A 19,694-nucleotide genomic window follows, 5' to 3' on the forward strand; every position below is an offset into this window, starting at 1 on the left:
CAACTGTAAAATATTTGCCCATTAATTTACAAGCAGGTTGTCATTTAGCCCTGATAAAGGTAGACTATTCGATTAAGTCCCGGTGGCACAGCTGGATAGCGCAGCCCCCTCCTAAGGGGCAGGTCGGAGGTTCAAATCCTCTCCGGGACGCCAATAAAATCAATAAGTTACATATATGCCATCATTTCAAGATAAGCTCAAAGGGTGCGTTCAGGGTGCAAATTGAATGTGCCTTATAATAAAATAATGAACGTTCACATATAAAAACACTCATCACATCTTTTATAAAATATCCTTGTTTACTATTTTTCACTTCGAAATATGATTTGGAGGATCAATATTTTACGAATTTTATTTGATGAATGAGGGCTATACTTAGATATGAAAGGGAATTTAAAATGAAAAATATTATAAGGGTAGCCATTCTCATTTATTCGATAAATGGTAATTGCTTTGATTATTTGATTAAATGTAATGATCCAAACGGGCTAAGAATTGATTATTATTTTGCCAATTCAGTTGGATTAGAAAATAATAAATTTCTACCATCAGCAGATAAAATCTCTGGAGCCTACCCTTTAGTATATTTTTCAAAAAATAAAGCCTTATTTATTTTGCAAGGTACTCAACTTCTAGCAGACTCTGGGTCTTATACTGCTTTGCTAGATTATATTATTCAAGATGAAAATCAAATAGCTATGATTGGAATCCTAAATAAAGCCCCATATTTAGTCTCTTATTTTCCAAAACTGGATATTCTGTATATTTCGACACAAAAGAATATGTTTTCCCCAGGGTATAATGCTAATGCAGAAATATTTTTTAGTAAATGTAGCAAGCCTATTTCAAAAGCTGAGTTTGAAGAAGAATTTTTAAAACATTACCCGAATGGCAACAACACATTAGAAAAACTTAATAGCTTCTAACTCAGAAAGCACAATTATTTACCGATAAAATCCAAACATTGATCGATATAAAAAGTAGACCTTATTTAGCACTATAGTTGAAGCTAGAGGGATTATAAATAGCATCAAAAACAACTTTCACTTTTTAAAGCAATAACCATGAAAAAGCCGCTGAGTCTACGGCTTTCTTTGTTGATCCAACCAAAGATCTAAATCTTCTTTTAAATAACGAATAGATCGGCCTATTTTAATAAACCTAGGTCCTGGAGTTCTGTTTTTTAAAGCACTATTTACTCTATCCTGAGAAAGAAAAGAACGGCTCATACAAATATAGTTTGCGGCTTCAACCTCTTTAAATACGCCAACTTCCCAATTTTTTAACAGCAGATAATGTATACCCTCCGTTGTAAATCGGCAGTTTGTTTCTTTAGAGTACCGAGAAATCTTAAGATCTGATCAATATGCATTATATTAAAGTGAGAGACTTGAGAGTTACTTAGTTGCCCCTCATGAAGGGAGTGTTTAAATAACTGTAGCATGCTTATGCTTACGTTCATTCAGTTTACGTAGTAGCTCTCGGTGGTTACGGGCAAACTCAACATGTGGACTTAATCTTCCTACATAGCCCTTCTTTTGGGGTTCCTCAGCTGTTTGATTGGGTATATTCTCTTCTTGGGCTACATCACTATCAATTACTGCACTTCGTTGTACTTCGTTTACTGGATTCTGAGTATTTTCAGAGAAACATCCTTTAAGAAGATGAACTAAAACAATAACAGGTGTAAGGAGTAATGTTAATCCTACCGCAGCACTAAAACGAGCAACTTCTAAGGGCACGGCTATAGACCAGACTAATACATTAAAAATTGATAAAGTGATGTTCGTCTCAGAATAAAAATCAGTAATTAGCTTGCGAGCAACTAAAGGGAAAATCAAATAATCCAATGCGCCTTTAGCCCCGCCACGACAATCATTGTGGCCATGAAAATATACGTCATAATGCTCACCCATGAGAATTTCATAGGTGGCATAAAGAGCCGATTGAAAATCTAAATTACTATTCCAAGCTTTATATATATTTTCAGAAACCAGGGAATCAATCATTTCTTTTCCCTGACAGGGGTCATCGCTGCCACCAAAACGATAAGTAACTCCTGAATTACATGAGGCTGGATTTAAAGCTCTAAAAAACGAAAACTTCTTATGGGTAGTTATTTTTCTTATAATGAGTGCCTATAAAACCTTTATTTGATCTTTCAATGTTAAAGAGTAGGTTTTGTGCTTTGTGTAATATGTTCTAAATCTTCACACAAGTTTGTGGATAGAGGTTTAAAAAAGTTAATACTGGTTCCCCCTGAGTCATATAATCTTTTTGCCACTAGCGCTAATGTAGTAAATATGCCTACACCGATTAAAACAGTAATTACCGATAACAATTTTAAGTTTTGTTCAGATGCTGATTGGTTATTTTTATTTAGAAGAGCTAAGGTAGAATGATTCTTTAATTGAAATTCAACTTGCTCTACCGCTTCGTTATCATCTAAAGAGGTGTTTTCTAAAGTATCTTTTAACTCTTGGGCAGCAAGTTTTTTTAGGTAACTGTCAAATACAGCTGCTGATCGGCCTAAACGAGCACTGATGCAAAAGAGATGAAAGTTTGATTGATAATTTGGCAATGTTTCAATAAACGCAGCTAGCGCACCCAAGTGTTTCAAGGTTTGGCTTATTTTTAGTGAACATGGAGCATCATCTGAATAATCATAATCGCTTGCCTTGTAATCACCGTTCGCTTTTAGTTGGTCCCAACTAGATTCATTGGTGCTCATAATAAAATTTAAAAGTTCAACCAAAACCTCTAAATTGTATAAAACCACGGCAGGATCATTTTGATCAAAATTTGCATCATCGGATCCATGCAATTTCATTTGCCTAAAACGCTGAGGTCTTCCATCTTCCTTTTCAATATATAATTCATCAGTAATATACGTTCCTAATCTATATGAAGAAGACATCCAAAAAATATTCTCCAAGATCGAATAATAACAGCAACGCACCCAGTCATTAAAACCAGGCTCTGGAGCACTTTTATTCATCGCATCTAGAAAAAAAACAGCTTCTGGAAGAGATGAGCTTTGCCCAATTAACTTATTTAGCTGCTCTTCTTTATGGCTTATATAACGGGTGCATGCTTGATGGAGCATGTTTCTTGCTTGTTTATGGCTTAGTAGTGACATCTAGCTTACTCCTACATAATGCTTAATAAGCGTATATTTCCAATCAACTTTAACAAATTTTAAACACTCGGTCAAAATAATAAAACCGAGTGCATTTAATAAATAGTTATTGCAGGACACATCTCGGTATAGTCGGCATAAACGATGGCATAATATCATCCTCAGCATTTGCGTTTAGCCCTTCTTTTTCATATGCAATTTTAGCGTTTTCAAATGAAGAGATATCTACACCTTTAGTTTCCCAGGAGGAGCTTTCTGGACAAGACTTTAATTCCTTTTCTTTATAAGCAACAACATGACGTAACAAATCGTCAGGAGTAACTATGCTTGAGGTTTGGGATGAGGTATTGGATTTTAATACTGAATAAAAACCACCTGCCTCCAAACAACGGAACCCCAAAGATGCACAGTTTTCGGTAGTTTCATTACTGTAATTACGGGTGAATAAATTAGAACCCTGCATAGTCCACCCTACAACAGCTCCTGGTAGTCGTAACGCTTCAAATTTTTGGTCAACTTTTTCATCATCTAATGAATAAAGAACCACTCGAAAATTGGCATGCAACAACTTAACCGCAAAAAAACTATATTGTGGCGGATAATGTGGTGGTACTTCAGTCACTGCATGATATGTGTTATCAGCGCTGTCGAATCGATAAAACACCTCTCCAGCCAACAAAGTCATGCCACGATAAGCAGGCCGAAATCGTACTTCTTTTGTATGTCCTTTTTGAGCAGTAAGATTTAATATTTCAGGTGTAAAGCGCTGTAACAAAGCTAATTGGTTCTTTGTTAATGGAGCTGTCAGATTCCCAAGTTGGGGATTAATTTTTATTAACTCACTTTTATCAATGCTCCCTCTTACTGTCTCTTTAGATGATTTCACAGCATAAAGGAGAGAGCCCTCTTCCGTAAGATCAAAATAGATTTTTCTTGATTCGATTACAGAGTCATGAGAGTCCGTACGAGTATGGCCTCTTTTGGAAGTAATCTCCAGCATATCAGGAAGAAAGGTTTGCATCTCATTGGCATCAACACCTTCATATAAAACACCTACCAATTTGCGACCATTTTCCAACTGAATATCAGGGATAGTTGCTTTTACAACTTGTCCAGATGGAGCCTTCACTGTGTATTGAATAAGTAAATTAGCAAATAACTCTTGGTGAGCTTCGGGCATCATACTTATTATATCAGGATAAAATGCCTGAATATGTTCTAATTGAATTTCATTTAACGGAGCTTTTAGTAAGGCAAGTTCAGAACTAATGCTTTCTATAATCTCTTTATCTATGCTACCCACAATCCGTTGATTAGAAGGCGTTAGTGCTGTATAGGAAAGAGAACCATCCTCTAATAGATCAAAATATAATGAGCCTTTAACCAAATCCACATTATTTCGCATTAAGGCGGGACTATAAGCATTAATAAATTCTATATAGAGTTTGTTTTCCTCTATTAGTGCTTCCTCTTCGAGCCAACAAAGCTCATATCCCATCAAACAAAACTCATATTCACCACTTTCACTAATGGTTTCACGCATACAATCTTGTTCATAATCCTCTAAATAGTTGGGTGCACTAGCAAAAAACTTGCTCTGCCCGCCTCTTGAGGCCTTCTTTTTATAGGGTATCGCTACTTGCGCATCTCCAGGCCATAAACTGCCATGGCCTGTTGATGTCGTAAATGACATATGCCCTACATTGGCCCCCGGAAGGGCCTTATTACGATCAGACGTCCATATGTTAATAATCACATACTGTTTTTTATGTACTGACAATTCAGGCATATTTTTTCCTCTATTTTTTGTATTGAACAATCTACTTTAATTAGAACACTGGGATAGCTACGGGAGCTTGTCTCTCCAAATAAGCGTCTACAGCCTCTTCGCCTGATTGCACTAATGCAGCCTTCCTCTCGTCAGAAAGATTGAACGCAAACATACTAACTCCTAAATGGTCAATATAAATCGTACGCTCCAGATTCTCCTTACGATTATACCTTTCTTCTTGTAAAGGAGTTCTCGCACTCAATAAACCAGAAACTACTCCAATAAACCCTTCCTTATTTTCTCTAGGTTTTTCCCCTTCTCCATTATCTCTTAAATCTTCACAGTATTTTTTATGTTCAGCAGAGACTAATCTGAAACCCAAAGTTTGCTGATTATAACGTCGCCCATCTTCAGCTTCGAACATTTCTTCGCCCTCATCCATATAGCGTTCTTCATCAAAACAATCAATTGGGTAATTATCATAAACGCCACCATCTTCCCACATTTCAGCATTAAGAATGCAACGAACTCCATCAATTTTTGCATAGACTTGATATGGCTTAAAAAGACCAGGAATTGACATCGACATACGAATAGCATCGGAGATAATGACATCTTTATATTCAGCATCATCACAACTAAATACTTTCTTTTCACCTCTAGTAAAATTGGAGGAAACTACTTTTAAGTCGCGAAATCCCGCATCAGGATAATCAAGTGTTAGTTGATGAAGCTCGGCAAAAGTAAGGTATTCACCCGAATGAGCACCGTTTGTTAATTTTTGTACTTGTTTTTTGATTAGCTCCTCTGCCCACAGACGTAAGTATTCTCCTTCATATAACCCAGACTGCTGAATAAGGCGATGTGCAACAACCTTTTTAACAGGTTTAAACATTTTAACCGTTTCAGTAGGCTTAACTAATTTAGACGTTTCAGTCTCATCTGATGATGTAGGTTTAACAATCACTGGATTAGGAACTTTAAGAGGCTTAACGGCTAAAACAGTTGATTTCCCATTAGACACCTTATCAACAGTTTTCAAAACCTTACCTCTTGTATAAGTAGCACCAACACCATCATCCAGAATTGCTTCAAAGTCAAATTCATCCAGTAAATCCTTAACTTCTTTTGGGGTGCAACCAACAGCTAATAATCCTGCTGTAATTGAACCTGCAGAAGTACCTGCAACCCTTTTGATCTTGCTCATATCCAGGCGATCCATAGCTCCAACATAAGCAATGCCTTTTACGCTGCCACCTTGAAATACTAGATTCGTTATTAATTGGTCTGGCATCTAGTTATGCTCCTCATTTCATTCGTTAAAAATAAACGTCCTTATCACGTAATACTCTTTGATTTCCTTTTAATTTAATGGAGTGCGCTGTCTCCAAATTCATTGTTTCATTTGAAGCATCGGACTATTAAATTCTATTATGCTACCTGGATCATTTTTAATTGCGTTAACAATACTACTTGGTTCAAAAAACCAATAGCCACTTACTATGAGCTTGAAACCTAATGACTGATGTTCATTTATTTTATCAACGCAATAAGTAACGCAATTTTTAATTTGAGCCTTTTCTTCAACTCCTTCATCTCGTGATGAGGGCATAATTGCTTTTTTATATTGTCCACTGAGTGCCTTTTTAGTGAGATCCTCTTCAATAGTATCCCGCATACGTTTAATCCCTATAGTCTTAGCAGGAATCCAAGCAATGTCACATTCTTCATGTAAGGTATTAATAAGATTTGGTAGATCGGTTCTGTCAAACAGTAAAATTTTCATTTTTTCTTGTATAACACCATCATTTTCTTCCCTTACCTTTCTCAAGTGCACTATTTTTAAAATCCTCTGACCATATCCTGTTAAATATTCATAACCCAACATAGAATGTTGTGTATCTTTACGAGAGAAAAAATACACAACACCTTGTTCTAAGGTTAATTGTATTTCAGGGAGCAAATAGCTAGGCGCTGCCTCAATCCTCGAGCTACTAAAAAGAGAATGTGTCATTAAATGCCCCTTTAAACGAGCGTCTGGATGGTAATCTAAGAGCTGTTTACATACTCGTTTTTGCTGTGCACCTTGAGAAAGAAGAAAATGACGTAATCCTTGCGGGATATCTTTCTCTATAATGCCAGCTTTTAAATAAGAAAATATTTTTTGCGCCCTAGTTACTAATACATTTTCATGCAAATCATGAGATGACTCTTGAATAGGTAGCAGCTTATTATAGGAATCAAATAGTGGTCTATCTGTTAGAATTTCAATAGTTCTTAAATCTTTGAGAGTCAAGCGTAATAGATAGTCATCTTCATTTTGGCCTCGCTTTAAAGATAAATTAGTAGCCGTTAAAAAATCATCAATAGTTAAATCAGGGGCCTGATTCGATATAAGAGAAAACAGTGACCGCAATACATTTACACGTCTTTTATGCGCTTTTTTACGTTCAAATCCTAGTTCATCATTATCAGCAATCATGTTGCCTTTTAACTTAATCTTAATCTTACAATCATCAACCTCTAAGTCATTTAAAGTACGTAGAGCAGTTATTGTAATATTATTAAAGCACAAAGATAACGTATTCAACTTTACAGAGGCTTCACTCGGGCTGAACGCATCAAATAAATCCTTTAAACCTTTGCGTGTAATATTATTGTTATCAAGATCGAGATGAGTCAACTCAGAACGATTAATTAAATTAGTAGATAATTTTTCAATTTTTTTATCATTCAAATGGCAATGATTTAGCTTAAGTGTTTGCATCCATGGAATAAATAAAGGGTTTTTCAAGAGTTTTAAAAAGGATTCATACCCCCCCTCTGTGAAATGAACATTATCGAAAGTTAGCATGTTGATAATCGAGCGAATATGACCTCTACTTGATATTATTTTTAACAGCTCAGGGATATACTTTAATTGATCAAGGCTAAATGGATGAGTTAGATTGCACTTTAAAAGATTGCCATCAATTTGATCAGTTACAACGGCTCCAGAACACGTCATAACTTGATATTGCAGTGCTTGGCCAATAAGTTTTAGATAGATTTTGTTTGGCTCTATTAAACCGCCCTGATCCATCAATGAAAACTCATACGCACTATGTTCTAACAATGGAGCCAATGCATCGACTCGCTGTTCATCAAGTGTCATGTCACGAATAACTAACTCTTCGGAATTAATAGCCCAGTCATTTAGTACATGCCCCTCCTGGATCATATATTGTATTAATTCCATTTGATGAGGACGTTGCAATTGATGCATTTGAGGTGCATGTGAGGGGCTATGTGCTCGATGATGTACCTGCATCCACAAGTACATCAGATAAATAAATGAATGCTCCTCTTCACCGAGTTCTCCTACGGCTTTATCTAATAATTGAAGTACATCATCGTAAGCTGATGCCTCCGAACAGGCCGCAAATAAATCAAGATAATGACGAATTGCTAGATGCTCCGATGACTTAAGCGCTTGCTTTTCTTTATCATCAAATCCAGAGGTGACATAGTAATGTCTAATTAAATGGTCTAAAACTGCCAAATGACCTTTCTTTGCTGCAATGACTAAAGCACTATTTCCCTCTTTATCCCTGGTAAACACATTAACGGCATCTTTTTTACTCAAATCTTTCACGAGTTGAGTTAAATCACCTCGTTCTGCTATAGAAAATAAATCAGGTGGAACATCTGTTGGTAAAACCCCAACCCCTACCTTGATATGATATCCATGTCGGTTGAAAAAATTATTCTTATTCTCAAGGGAACTACCCTTAGGCATCAGCTCACTAACAGTGAATTCGTTAGAGCTTTCGGCAACAAGAGCAATTGGAGAAACACTGTTTATCTCGTCTTGTTCATCTTCTATGATTAGCCGTGGCGAAGTATGAATTTCTTCCATAACAAGAGCTGCTACAGGACTACTTACTACATGTTCTTCAATAATCGAGGTGCTTCTAATTTCATCCTCGCTCGGTATTAAAATAAAGCCCTCATATTCCTCATCGACAACAACGATTTGATTATCTACAGATAGGGAAATTACTGAATCTGTTTTATTTATATTTTCTTTTAGATTTAATGCCTGCAACTGAGTTATTAGAGCTGCTTCAGGTTTTTGATAATAATTTACCAAAGAAATGATAGAATCAATGAACAGATAATTAGGTAACATCTCGTCAATGAGGCTTAGCAATTGTGTGCTGTGAACGCGTGTAGCAAGGCTTATATATCGTTCCATTAACGTCCTTACTATACCACCTCCAAGCGCCATAAGTAGCCCCTGAACTACTGGTTCCTCCAGAGATAGATCTAATTTCTGAGCTAAAACCATGAGTTCTTCTGAATAATTAGAATCTAAAAAATTTCTTTTATCTGTTAGTAGTTCTCTAACAGCCAAAATGACACGTTCATCCTTAGCTTGATGTGTTATTAGTGAAATAATCGCCGCTATACGTACACTGATGATTTCATCGTCCAATGCATTTATTAATGCTGGAATTACTTGGCTATCATTAGTATGAATAATCCCCAATGCTATGGCCGAGCTAATACGCTCACTACTACGTAAAGAGTAGCGTAATCTGCGAAGTAATATAGGTATAATTCGTTCATCATTTACATTAAAAGTGGCTAACGCCACCGCTGCTTCTACTGCACAACGATCATCTTGCCCAAGTATTTTCTTTAATTCACTAATAACTCGTCGCTCCTCTCGTTGCGGTGCAGCGAATGCAGAAATACCATTATGTTGAAAATAAAGTACATCTGCTCTTCTTATGTTCATTAAATTTACGAAAGTAATACCACGAAGCAATGATGAGAAAATGGCGTGTCCATGAGAGCGATAGTCTAATGTTACAAATAAAGACTGACAGAATTGGTTCAATGGTTCCAAATAATCGGAAACGATACTATAAACATCCTCTTTTGATACTGTCCCAATATCCAAAGAATTAATGCAATTTACTACCCGCTCACGAAATTGTGGCAATACATTATGCCAACGACAAAGAAATCCTGGCCATTGCATATAAAAATTAGCCAAAACAATTTTTCTACAACCTTGTATTTCAACATGTGATAATTGCTTACTTTCTGGAGCTTCAATTTTTTCCAGATTCATACAATCAATAATTCGCAAACTTCTAAGATGAGGCGCCTTAATTTGAATCAAGCTTAATTGCGGTAAGTCTTTCAATACTAATTCGGTCACATTAGGTAGTGTTACTATGAATTCTTTAATTTGAGGCAATTGAGACAACTTTAAATGAGTTAAAGCAGAAGCCCCATTAAACGCACTTAAGGAAGTCAGTGCTAACCCATTCGTTATAGATAAATGCTCAAGCGTCTTATTATTAGTTAATAAAAACATCAACAGACTATCTGTTAATGAATCTTGAGGGTAACGCAAATAAAGCTCGTTAAAATATTTCTGTTTGGCAAGTACCTCTAGCAATAGTTTGCGACGCTGCGTACTCATTTGATTCAATAAGGTATGCTTCAGTAAAGCCTGTTGGTCTTCAACTTTGAGACTCAGTAACTTCGCAATTTCTCCTTTTATAACGCCTATCGCCCCTAGATCGAATGTTTCCCATCGCTGATGAAACTGCTCTAATTCTTCTAAAGCAATTTTTGGATTGACATCCTTCCCTCGGTTATCAGACACCAAGAAATCGAACACTTCATTAGCGCAAGTTACTGTACTACTATAGCTTTTAGTTTTTTCACACCAACGATATAGGCTGCCTTCTTTAACTAACTTATCAAAGCGGTCTGTTGCAGATAATGGCAATTGCAAAACGGGGTCATAGTACGAAAAAACCACCGGCTCAACAGATTCTAAAAGCTTTAATGGTGTTGTTTTGTCATACTCCTCAAGGAGTGTTTTTATACGTTGCATTTTATATGCAATATGAAAAACCGTTACTACAGGTAAGGCTAAGTTTAAATAACTTTTTCGATAAGGGTTCGGCTCTTCATTTGGGCTCTTACAGCCATCAAATAAAGCCTCGTACGCTTCAGCAACTGGAATTAAATCATTTAACCAAGCTTTTAAGGTTTCCATCGAATCTAGGCTTAGAAACTCTCTTACGACCTCTTCATCCAAGGGCTCTTTCATAGCATCTAAGCAAAATAGCAAACTTTTCACAAAGAGGCTTGGTTTTTTCGAATATCCAAACCAAGAATAATTTTCCTTAGTAGGTTCAACCAGACCTTGGTCATTATCCACACTGAAAATATCATATGAACCGCGTAAATTTCTGATTAGGGTAAGGTTTGCAAGCTTTCCATCTTCAGGATTAGTAAGTAGGCAAAATAAAATAAGCTTACTCAGCGTTTTGCGATCTAAGTTGCTCAAACGTAAATCATTTTCCTCAACCATACTACCGACATCTTCCGAGAACAGCACAGGTATCGTTTGATTATCGATTTTTAACAGACCAGTTACGCTCCAAGGCAATCCACCTTGAGCCCCAAAAAGTCGGCGATACAAATACTGAAGTGAATCATTTATTCCAGGTAAGCCTGGGTAAAGTTTACAGAATACAAATTTTCCAGAAGAAAGCTCTAACTTATAAACAGGATGATTTCCCGGAAACTCAGTGGGACGAGGTACATGTTGTTCACTATCCCAAATTTGTTGGACAAAACGATGATGGAGTGAGACCTGTTGCTCTTCTCCAATCAAAGCTAGATTATCCTGCCCATGATTTTCAGTGCTGAGCTCTCGACTAAGATTTCTTCGCCAATTAGGAAATTCTTTAGCCCATTGCAAACGTTCACCATTTACTTCTGGTAAATTGCCTAGAGTTAATAATAATGATTTTTTTTGTAGCGGTATGTGACCGTTATTGGATATCAGTTCTAAAATTACTGATTTCAAAACCACCAATTGCTCAAAGGTTAACAAATCTCCAGGACTAAAGCCCAGAAGGTTTCCTGGAATTTCACCATTAATATTCGAACTATCTGAAGCATTAAAAACGACATACTTAAGTGTCCCCGCCCTATCTAACTCCAAAGCCACATGATTTCCATTAATTATAAAATCGTCAGATTTTAAACAGAGTATATAGGCCGTTTCACACATTACCTCTTTAACAGTATCATAATAAATCTGGCGGCTTAACCCTCTCATACGGCCATAAGCATTCTGATGGGTTTGCATGGATGCATGAAGTCGTTGACTTAAATGATATGCAGTCCATTTTGCACAATCTGGCTCAATGTTCAAATCTTCATGGCAGTTTAAGTGGTAGGTATATGGATCTTGAAGAGCATTTTCCACACTGGACTTGCGTTGAACAGCTGATAACATCGAGTAGTAGATAGGTTTTAAATAGGAATCAAGAAATAAAGATTTTTGCTTTCCTGCGGATTGTAACTTTAAAAAGCGATCATGCTCAGATTGATTAAGCAGGTTTTGGATGAGTTGGCATAAACTGTCATCCAAACGAATATCTGTTACAGCTAATTTATTTTCATCAATAAACCAATCAAGCAAGATATGTCCTTGTTCGAACATCTTTATGAGAAGCTCTTGCTGATGGTCTCCAATCAACTGAGTCATAAAATGTTGATGAGTAGGAACAATGTCTTGATTAAAACTATTTGTTATCTTTGAGTTAGATAGTACCTGCATCCAACCACAGATAAGATAGATATAAGATAGCTCCTCAAATTTAAGTTGCGAAGATGCTTTAGCTAATAATAATGACAGCTTGCCTTCATCAACCTTCTTTTGCGAAAAAATATCTAAAGCTTCGAAATAATAATGAACAGATTTATGCTTTGTATGTAAAATGAGCTGCTGGCGTAGCTTCTCATCAATCCCTTGTTCGAGATAATGAGTTCTGATCAAATAATCTATGACAGGTAATTGGCCATGGACTGTTGCTTGCAATAAAGCCGTTCTACTGGAGCTATTACATTCTTCTATATTAGCCCCACCCTCAGGGCTCAATAACCATCGAACCACTTCTAAATGGCCGAATGTTGCCGCTAATAGTAAAACGGTATTTCCATTGTTATTACGTTCAGTAATACTAGAACTACCATTTTCAGCACTCAACAACCACTGAACAACTTTTAGATGCCCAAGACTCCCAGCCCATAAGAGCGCGGTATTTCCATCGACATCAGCTTCCTGGAATGAAGCCCCCGCCTCTTTCAGTCGCTTTAACTCATTTAAATTTCCGGTTTTGGAGGCATCTAAAACTGCTGTCATACACTTTGTTCCATCATTACCCTGTGTTAATTTGAGCGCAATTATAAAAAAATTAATCACTAAAATAAATAGAAAAGCCTCAGGAAAAATATAAATTCCTGCTATAAAAGAATTAACCCATTGATTTTCTTCCATTAAAAAAAATAATAATATTTCCTGAAAAATAAACGTGTTGTTTCAAGATATATAGTGCAAAACTTTTCAGTAAAATATTAATCTAAAAGAATTTAGTAATGAAAAATCATTCAGCATTTACTTGATATATAAGAAAATTTATAGTTTAACGCTAGATTATGGTAAAGGTACGATTAGACTATCACTGAAACATCACTATTCTTCGGAGAGTCCATCTTGGTGGCGTTTTTGTTGTTTTAAAAGATAAATCTCTTCGCGATCAATAACTATCCCCTTGGGGGCAGTGATACCAAACTTAATATTGCCCTGCTCATTAGTTATAAATGGGGTAAGTACAATATGTTGATTACTTTTACTAATAATAATTTTATCCTCGAATTTTACACTCGTGATTTCCATTTTTGTTCTCGCTTAAAATAATTTCCATTAAAGAGGGAGAGGGATTTGATAGAAATACCATCGAATCATCAATCTATAAAAAAATAGGACTTCATTTACATTTTCCCTGTTTAGCTCCTGCTAAAAGAGTAATTAAATAGTAAAGTTACATATAAAAATTACGATAGCTAACAGCTAGTGGTTATATTTATGTATTTTTTTGAAATGACCAATCTATTTTCTTCACCTCCTTAATCTTACGTGCCGGTTCCAAATGCGTATACCTGATTGTCATCTTGATATCAGAATGCCTCAATAGCTCTCGAACACTATTCAGATCGATGCCTACCGCAAAATGATACCTTAAGTCATGCCATCGAAATTCAGTTATTTAGGCTTTTTGTAAGAGAGAAGACCACATGGTCCCCTAGCCAAGAATTAGTACACATCATTGGCGAGTTCTAGGCGGCATAGAATACTTTAATCAATCCAATTGATTTTATTCACCGCTTTAATTTTATGCTCTGGTGCTAAATGTGCATATCTTAACGTCATTTTTATATCAGAATGGCCTAATAGCTCCCTTACCGTGTTCAAATCAATACCAGCCATAACCAGTTTACTAGCAAAGTGATGTCGTAAATCATGCCATCGAAAATCGGTTATCTGTGCTTTTTTTAAAATAGTAGTCCACGATCGTTTAATATTATTAAAAGGCTTATTATCTTTACTGAGAAATACTAATCCTTTCTTTAAGTTACTTTTTTCATAAAGTTGCTTTATTATTTTGTAAGCTTCGTTATTTAGAGGTATATAGCGCGAGCTACTATTTTTTGTAATTTGACCAGCAATAATAATGGAGTGTTCTTGTAAATCGATCATCTCCCAAGTTAAATGAAACAGTTCACCTTGTCTCAATCCTGTGTTAATTGAAATTAAAACCATAGGTGCTAAATAATCACAAAACGCCTCTCCTTCGCGCTCAGGAAGCAGCTCATATCCCCGTGATTGCCTCCATTCGTTGCCTCGTTTCCGATCTTGTATTAATTGCTCTTCTCGCTCTAATAAAGCTTGTCGTAAATTTTTTTCTTCATCAAAAGATAAATAACGCACTTTAGGTGCCCTATCTATTTTAGAGAGCTTTAAGTTTTTTAATGGATTTTCTTTAATAAATCCCCATTCTACTGCCTTGGTAAATAAAGATTTTAATGTACCAATATCTCGATTTAGTGTGGCATTCGAAATGCCATCATTTAAACGCTTGATGCGCCATTGCTCTATAATTGAAGACGTTATTTCTTCTAAAGGCTTAGAAAATAATTTATCAAAACAACGTATAATTGTGGCAAGGGTTTTATTCCCTCTTTTATGGTGAGTTAACACCCATGATTTATATTCGTTTTCAAAGAACTCTTCTAAAGTTTTAGGCTTGTTATTCCCTCTTTTAGCTTTCGGATCAATCCCTTTATTAAAGTCATTCAAGATCCCAACAGCTTTTTCCCGAGCCTGGGCTGGGGTAATGACCCCTACGGTACCAATATTTATCTTGCCCCCTCTTTTATATTGGCAGACATAACGCATTGTGCCAGATGGAAAGACTCTAAGAAGAAAGCCTTTTAAATCGGTGTCATGTACCTCATACTCCTTGTCTTCAGGAATTAGCTTTTTTACTAGGGTATTATTAATTTTGGCTTTCATTATCCAGCCCCAATTCAAACATGATTTTTTCTTCTAATTGATCCGCATCTGGCAAAGAATCCCTCAACTGTTCGGGTATATCACGTGTTAATTGATACCCTGCTACTCCGACAGGTTTATCAATTCCTCGTAATGCATACTCCACATCAAACTTGCTATGCTCACCGCATAAAATAATGCCAATAGAGGGGTTTTCATGAGGCTCTTTAACAAAATCATCTAACAAATTTAAATAGAAATTCATTTTACCAGCATATTCTGGCTTAAATTTTGATCGTTTTAGCTCTAGAGCAACAAGTGCTTGCAGTTTACGGTGATAGAATAGTAAATCAATAAAATATTCTGAGTCTGGCGTAACAATACGGTATTGATTACCAATAAAGCTAAAACCATAGCCAAGTTCTAAAATAACATCTTTGATCTTTTCTACCATCCTACGTTCAATTTCAGCCTCAACTACCGGCTCAGTAATACCAAGCATGTCAAACATATATATATCTTTCATTGACTGTTGAGCTTGGGCGGCTAAATCTTGAGGTAACGTGTTTTTAAAGTTATGCTTTTTTTCTGATAAACAATGTCGTTGATAAGCTTGTGAGTTAATTTGCTCCCTTAGTGTTTCCCTACTCCAAGATTGTTCTTTCGCAGCAGATAAATAATATAACTTTTCATTGTCATCTTTTATTTTACTTAAAATAAGTAAATTCTGGCTCCAAGGAATTTCTCCAACAAGCTGTTGGAGATTTGGCTTATCTTTATATTCAAGGTAAAACTGACGCATGTACCATAAGTTTTGTGGAGAGAACCCAAACTTGGCATCTGAATACTGCTTTTTTAAATCTAAAGAAAACTTTTCTACAAACGATTTTCCCCAACCATAAGTATTTTGTTGGGTTACTATATGCTCACCAAGCCACCAATAAAGCATTATTAGTTCTTTATTAACAGAATAAGCTGCTTTAATGCGAGCCTGAGTAATTTGTTGCATAGCTTGTATTAAAAAGCTCTGGTACTCTGGTAAATCTTGGAGTGATAAATCGTTCATAACTGGTCTCTATCCATAAATTATTATTTTGATCTTCAGTTTAAAAAATCATAGAGGCAGTATATACTTTTTCATTTAGGGTGCATATAGGGTGCAAATTAATTGCGTATAGTTATATAACAATGTATTTCTATGCAATAAAAAACCTAATAAGCCCTTTATTTATAAGGATTTTATTTGCATGACCATACATGAAGATACACCAAGACTTCAATTAAATCCCCCTCCTAAGGGGCAGGTCGGAGGTTCAAATCCTCTCCGGGACGCCAATAAAATCAATAAGTTACATATATTTCATCAGGGCGCATTCTAGCTCCAAGTGCGACAGTCATTTTTATACTGCTGTATAAACAGTTCCTTAGGCATTTTAAATCCCAAACACTTTCTTGGACATAGGTTCATTTTATCAGCTAATAAATCAAGCTCTATTTGCGTTACATTATCAATTGGAGCTGTTTTTGGTAAATATCGTCTTAACCGACCGTTCATATTTTCATTACTTCCCCTCTACCAAGGAGAATGGGTTTCACAGTAGTAAACATTGCACTTCATATTATCCTCAAGATGCCTATAATTAGCGAACTCAACACCTTGGTCGAAGGTTATAGACTTAAACATTTGTTGAGGTAAGTTTTGAAACTTAGCACCTATCTTTTCCATAACACCTTGGGAATGCTTGCTATTATTTTTAATAAGAAAAACCATTCTCGATTTACGCTCAACTAATGTGGTAACAACTTGTTTTTTGTTACCCATAAATTGAATGGTATCTCCTTCCCAATGACCAAAACGTGTCCTTGAATTAACATCAATAGGTCTTTCTGTAATTAAGCGCATATCTCCACCAAAGCGGCACTGATGCTGCTTTCTAGAATAGCGTTTATATCTTTTAGGTTGTTTATAAGGCAAGCAATGATAGAGTTCTTTATTTCTTGATTTATAGACATATTGATAAATATGTTTCGGGGCAAACATATAGTGTGAGCTTCTGATATTTCATCCTTCCTGATATTTGCTCAGGACTCCAGCCCTTCTTTAAACTTCTGCATACATAGTCTCGTAAATAGCCATCCTTATCCAGTTTGCTTCGACGACCATTTGATGCTCTTGATATCGCTTTCTGATGGCCTATAACAGGCAAATATACAGGCTCTTTATTACGTTTAACCTCTCTATATAATGTAGATGGATGCCTTAATAATTTTTTCGATATCGCTCTTATCGATAAACCCATATCAAGATAGGTATATACTCGTTGTCGATCATTCTTCGTTAAATGAGTATAATCCCTCATGTGACAGACTCCTTTGCTTTGATATTCTCCTATTCAACAATTTGAATATACAGAATTTTTGTCTGTCGCACTTCTAGTTGGAATTCGCGCGTTTTGTAGTGCTATCCGGGTGCAAATTGAATGAATCATTATGCGTTATTAACTAAAGAAAATACTATTCAAAAAGAAATTGAGTTTTTAAAACCAATAACCCTAATCCTATGGTTGTTATGGTTTCTGATGACACAATGGAGCCAACCTACAATAAAGGTGATTTTGTTGGAGGCATCCAATATCTAAATCCTTCGGATATAGAGGAATGCTCAGGCTATGATTGTATTGTAGAAATTGGCGAAGGCATTTATTTTCGGCGTTTGATGAAAAGACAAAACGGCTATGCTTTAGTTTGTTTAAATCCTCAGACAACGATTGAAGATCCTATTCTTTTTACAAAGAAAATTTTATCAGCCACTCCAGTGATCTGGCATCGATGGAAATTTATAAAACCGGATTAACTTAGGAGTAATTAAATGGCCTCCACACAAAGCACTATTGATTTTATTCTTGATCAAATTGCAGGGACAGGAAAAGTATCAGCGAAAAAAATGTTTGGCGAATATGCTATCTATTACAATAATAAAGTTGTTGCTTTGGTTTGCGATGACCAATTATTTATTAAGCCTACCAATGCGGGTAAAGCATTTATTAAGAATTATGTTGAAGGTACTCCCTACCCTAATGCCAAGCCCCATTTATTAATTTCCGCTGATCTATGGGATGAACAAGAATGGTTATCCCATCTTATTCAAATTACAGCATTAGAAGTGCCTGAGCCTAGAAAGAAAGTAAGAGCATATAAATCCAGCTTTTAAGCCTAAAATAGCTTTAGCGATATGAACAGCCCCAAGGAATAAATATTATGATAGATCTTATTTTAACAGAGCAAGCGAAAAAAATTCTTTTTAATCAAGGTAAATAATAAGAAGCGCTCACAAAATCTTTATTTAATCATGTTAAAAAGTAGGTTTTGTGATTTATGTAATATGTTCTCAATCTACATACAAGTTTATTGCCAGCGGTTTAAAAAAGTTAATACTTGTTCCACCTGTGTCATATAACTTTTTTGCCACTCGCGCTAAAGTGCTCTTGCGTTTTAAGGAGATTTTGCCTATATCATTCCACCCAAGCAAGATAGGTTGAATGATATAGGAAAGATAAGGCATTAAGTATTCTAGCTCAACAGTTATAAGTTCTTCTTTCATCACTCACAGGATTATCAAGAACTTCAGGCAATGCACTAATTTCCTCTGAATTAACTGTAGCATGCTTATGCTTACGCTCATTCAGTTTACGTAGTAGCTCTCGGTGGTTACGGGCAAACTCAACATGTGGACTTAATCTTCGTACATAGCCCTTCTTTTGGGGGGCCTCAGCTGTTTGACTGGGTATATTCTCTTCTTGGGCTACATCACTATCAGTTACTGCACTTTGTTGTACTTCGTTTACTGGATTCTGAATATTTTCAGAGAAACATCCTCTAAGAAGATGAACTAAAGCGATAACAGGTGTAAGGAGTAATGTTAATCCTACTGCAGCACTAAAACGAGCAACTTCTAAGGGCACGGCTATAGACCAGACTAATACATTAAAAATTGATAAAGTGATGTTCGTCTCAGAATAAAAATCAGTAATTAGCTTGCGAGCAACTAAAGGGAAAATCAAATAATCCAATGCGCCTTTAGCTCCACCACGACAATCATTGTGGCCATGAAAATATAAGTCATAATGCTCACCCATGAGAATATCATAGGTGGCATAAAGAGCCGATTGAAAATCTAAATTACTATTCCAAGCTTTATATATATTTTCAGAAACCAGGGAATCAATCATTTCTTTTCCCTGACAGGGGTCATCGCTGCCACCAAAACGATAAGTAACTCCTGAATTACATGAAGCTGGATTTAGAGCGCTAAAAAACGAAAACTTCTTCTGTGTAGTTATTTTTCTAGGTATTTTTTTCATAATGAG

General features: G+C 35.9%; 12 protein-coding genes, 2 tRNA genes and 1 pseudogene. 5 read left to right on the plus strand and 10 right to left on the minus strand.

Features of this window, described 5'->3' with window-relative positions:
* Positions 1 to 76: 76 nt before the first annotated feature.
* Positions 77 to 153, plus strand: a tRNA-Arg gene (locus tag E1P08_RS02660).
* Between the two features lie 245 nt (positions 154 to 398).
* Positions 399 to 926 (plus strand): hypothetical protein, encoded by a 528-nt coding sequence (locus E1P08_RS02665; RefSeq protein ID WP_133135465.1) that lies wholly within the window; start codon positions 399 to 401, stop codon positions 924 to 926.
* A gap of 501 nt (positions 927 to 1,427) precedes the next feature.
* Here the strand turns inward: E1P08_RS02665 and E1P08_RS02675 are convergent.
* The 8 genes from E1P08_RS02675 to E1P08_RS02715 form a co-directional block, all read right to left on the minus strand.
* Positions 1,428 to 2,009: a hypothetical protein gene (locus E1P08_RS02675; protein ID WP_133135467.1), complete on the minus strand. Its 582-nt coding sequence runs from the start codon at positions 2,007 to 2,009 to the stop codon at positions 1,428 to 1,430.
* Positions 2,010 to 2,167: 158 nt separating this feature from the next.
* Positions 2,168 to 3,139: a hypothetical protein gene (locus E1P08_RS02680; protein WP_133135468.1), complete on the minus strand. Its 972-nt coding sequence runs from the start codon at positions 3,137 to 3,139 to the stop codon at positions 2,168 to 2,170.
* A 106-nt stretch (positions 3,140 to 3,245) separates the two neighbouring features.
* Positions 3,246 to 4,928: a hypothetical protein gene (locus E1P08_RS02685; protein ID WP_133135469.1), complete on the minus strand. Its 1,683-nt coding sequence runs from the start codon at positions 4,926 to 4,928 to the stop codon at positions 3,246 to 3,248.
* 40 nt (positions 4,929 to 4,968) lie between these two features.
* Positions 4,969 to 6,204: a patatin-like phospholipase family protein gene (locus E1P08_RS02690; RefSeq protein WP_133135470.1), complete on the minus strand. Its 1,236-nt coding sequence runs from the start codon at positions 6,202 to 6,204 to the stop codon at positions 4,969 to 4,971.
* A gap of 99 nt (positions 6,205 to 6,303) precedes the next feature.
* The gene (locus tag E1P08_RS02695; protein WP_165485069.1) at positions 6,304 to 13,137 is read right to left on the minus strand and encodes an ankyrin repeat domain-containing protein; all 6,834 of its coding nucleotides are present in this window, start codon (positions 13,135 to 13,137) and stop codon (positions 6,304 to 6,306) included.
* A gap of 330 nt (positions 13,138 to 13,467) precedes the next feature.
* Positions 13,468 to 13,671 carry a carbon storage regulator gene (locus E1P08_RS02700; RefSeq protein WP_133135472.1) on the minus strand — a complete coding sequence of 68 codons (204 nt, stop codon included), beginning with the start codon at positions 13,669 to 13,671 and terminating at the stop codon, positions 13,468 to 13,470.
* Positions 13,672 to 14,130: 459 nt separating this feature from the next.
* Positions 14,131 to 15,348 (minus strand): site-specific integrase, encoded by a 1,218-nt coding sequence (locus E1P08_RS02710; protein ID WP_133135473.1) that lies wholly within the window; start codon positions 15,346 to 15,348, stop codon positions 14,131 to 14,133.
* A complete protein-coding gene (locus tag E1P08_RS02715) occupies positions 15,332 to 16,393 on the minus strand; it encodes a PDDEXK nuclease domain-containing protein (protein WP_133135474.1) in 1,062 nt (353 codons plus the stop codon). Before E1P08_RS02715 ends, E1P08_RS02710 begins: the two co-directional genes overlap by 17 nt.
* 207 nt (positions 16,394 to 16,600) lie before the next feature.
* Here E1P08_RS02715 and E1P08_RS17100 point away from each other — a divergent pair.
* Positions 16,601 to 16,662: transfer RNA gene (locus E1P08_RS17100), tRNA-OTHER, on the plus strand.
* 40 nt (positions 16,663 to 16,702) lie between these two features.
* On the opposite strand, the pseudogene E1P08_RS17715 reads toward E1P08_RS17100, so the two are convergent.
* Positions 16,703 to 17,687, minus strand: a pseudogene (locus E1P08_RS17715) (IS30 family transposase).
* A gap of 200 nt (positions 17,688 to 17,887) precedes the next feature.
* Between E1P08_RS17715 and E1P08_RS02725 the strand changes: the two are divergent.
* Together E1P08_RS02725 and E1P08_RS02730 are read left to right on the plus strand one after the other, a co-directional pair.
* Entirely contained in the window at positions 17,888 to 18,181 is a 294-nt protein-coding gene (locus E1P08_RS02725) for a S24 family peptidase (RefSeq protein WP_278042024.1), read from the plus strand.
* A 15-nt stretch (positions 18,182 to 18,196) separates the two neighbouring features.
* On the plus strand, positions 18,197 to 18,538 hold the full coding sequence (locus E1P08_RS02730) for a TfoX/Sxy family protein (protein WP_133135476.1): 342 nt from the start codon (positions 18,197 to 18,199) through the stop codon (positions 18,536 to 18,538).
* A gap of 364 nt (positions 18,539 to 18,902) precedes the next feature.
* Here E1P08_RS02730 and E1P08_RS02735 read toward each other — a convergent pair whose 3' ends face one another.
* Positions 18,903 to 19,688: a hypothetical protein gene (locus E1P08_RS02735; RefSeq protein WP_133135477.1), complete on the minus strand. Its 786-nt coding sequence runs from the start codon at positions 19,686 to 19,688 to the stop codon at positions 18,903 to 18,905.
* Positions 19,689 to 19,694 lie beyond the last annotated feature (6 nt).

Source organism: Legionella rowbothamii (genome assembly GCF_900639985.1).
Taxonomy (GTDB): domain Bacteria; phylum Pseudomonadota; class Gammaproteobacteria; order Legionellales; family Legionellaceae; genus Legionella; species Legionella rowbothamii.

Bases quoted from the DNA above. Each gene is read 5' to 3' on its own strand.
- E1P08_RS02665 (WP_133135465.1), top strand. From the start codon at position 399: ATGAAAAATATTATAAGGGTAGCCATTCTCATTTATTCGATAAATGGT.
- E1P08_RS02675 (WP_133135467.1), bottom strand. From the start codon at position 2,009: ATGATTGATTCCCTGGTTTCTGAAAATATATATAAAGCTTGGAATAGT.
- E1P08_RS02680 (WP_133135468.1), bottom strand. From the start codon at position 3,139: ATGTCACTACTAAGCCATAAACAAGCAAGAAACATGCTCCATCAAGCA.
- E1P08_RS02685 (WP_133135469.1), bottom strand. From the start codon at position 4,928: ATGCCTGAATTGTCAGTACATAAAAAACAGTATGTGATTATTAACATA.
- E1P08_RS02690 (WP_133135470.1), bottom strand. From the start codon at position 6,204: ATGCCAGACCAATTAATAACGAATCTAGTATTTCAAGGTGGCAGCGTA.
- E1P08_RS02695 (WP_165485069.1), bottom strand. From the start codon at position 13,137: ATGACAGCAGTTTTAGATGCCTCCAAAACCGGAAATTTAAATGAGTTA.
- E1P08_RS02700 (WP_133135472.1), bottom strand. From the start codon at position 13,671: ATGGAAATCACGAGTGTAAAATTCGAGGATAAAATTATTATTAGTAAA.
- E1P08_RS02710 (WP_133135473.1), bottom strand. From the start codon at position 15,348: ATGAAAGCCAAAATTAATAATACCCTAGTAAAAAAGCTAATTCCTGAA.
- E1P08_RS02715 (WP_133135474.1), bottom strand. From the start codon at position 16,393: ATGAACGATTTATCACTCCAAGATTTACCAGAGTACCAGAGCTTTTTA.
- E1P08_RS02725 (WP_278042024.1), top strand. From the start codon at position 17,888: ATGGTTGTTATGGTTTCTGATGACACAATGGAGCCAACCTACAATAAA.
- E1P08_RS02730 (WP_133135476.1), top strand. From the start codon at position 18,197: ATGGCCTCCACACAAAGCACTATTGATTTTATTCTTGATCAAATTGCA.
- E1P08_RS02735 (WP_133135477.1), bottom strand. From the start codon at position 19,688: ATGAAAAAAATACCTAGAAAAATAACTACACAGAAGAAGTTTTCGTTT.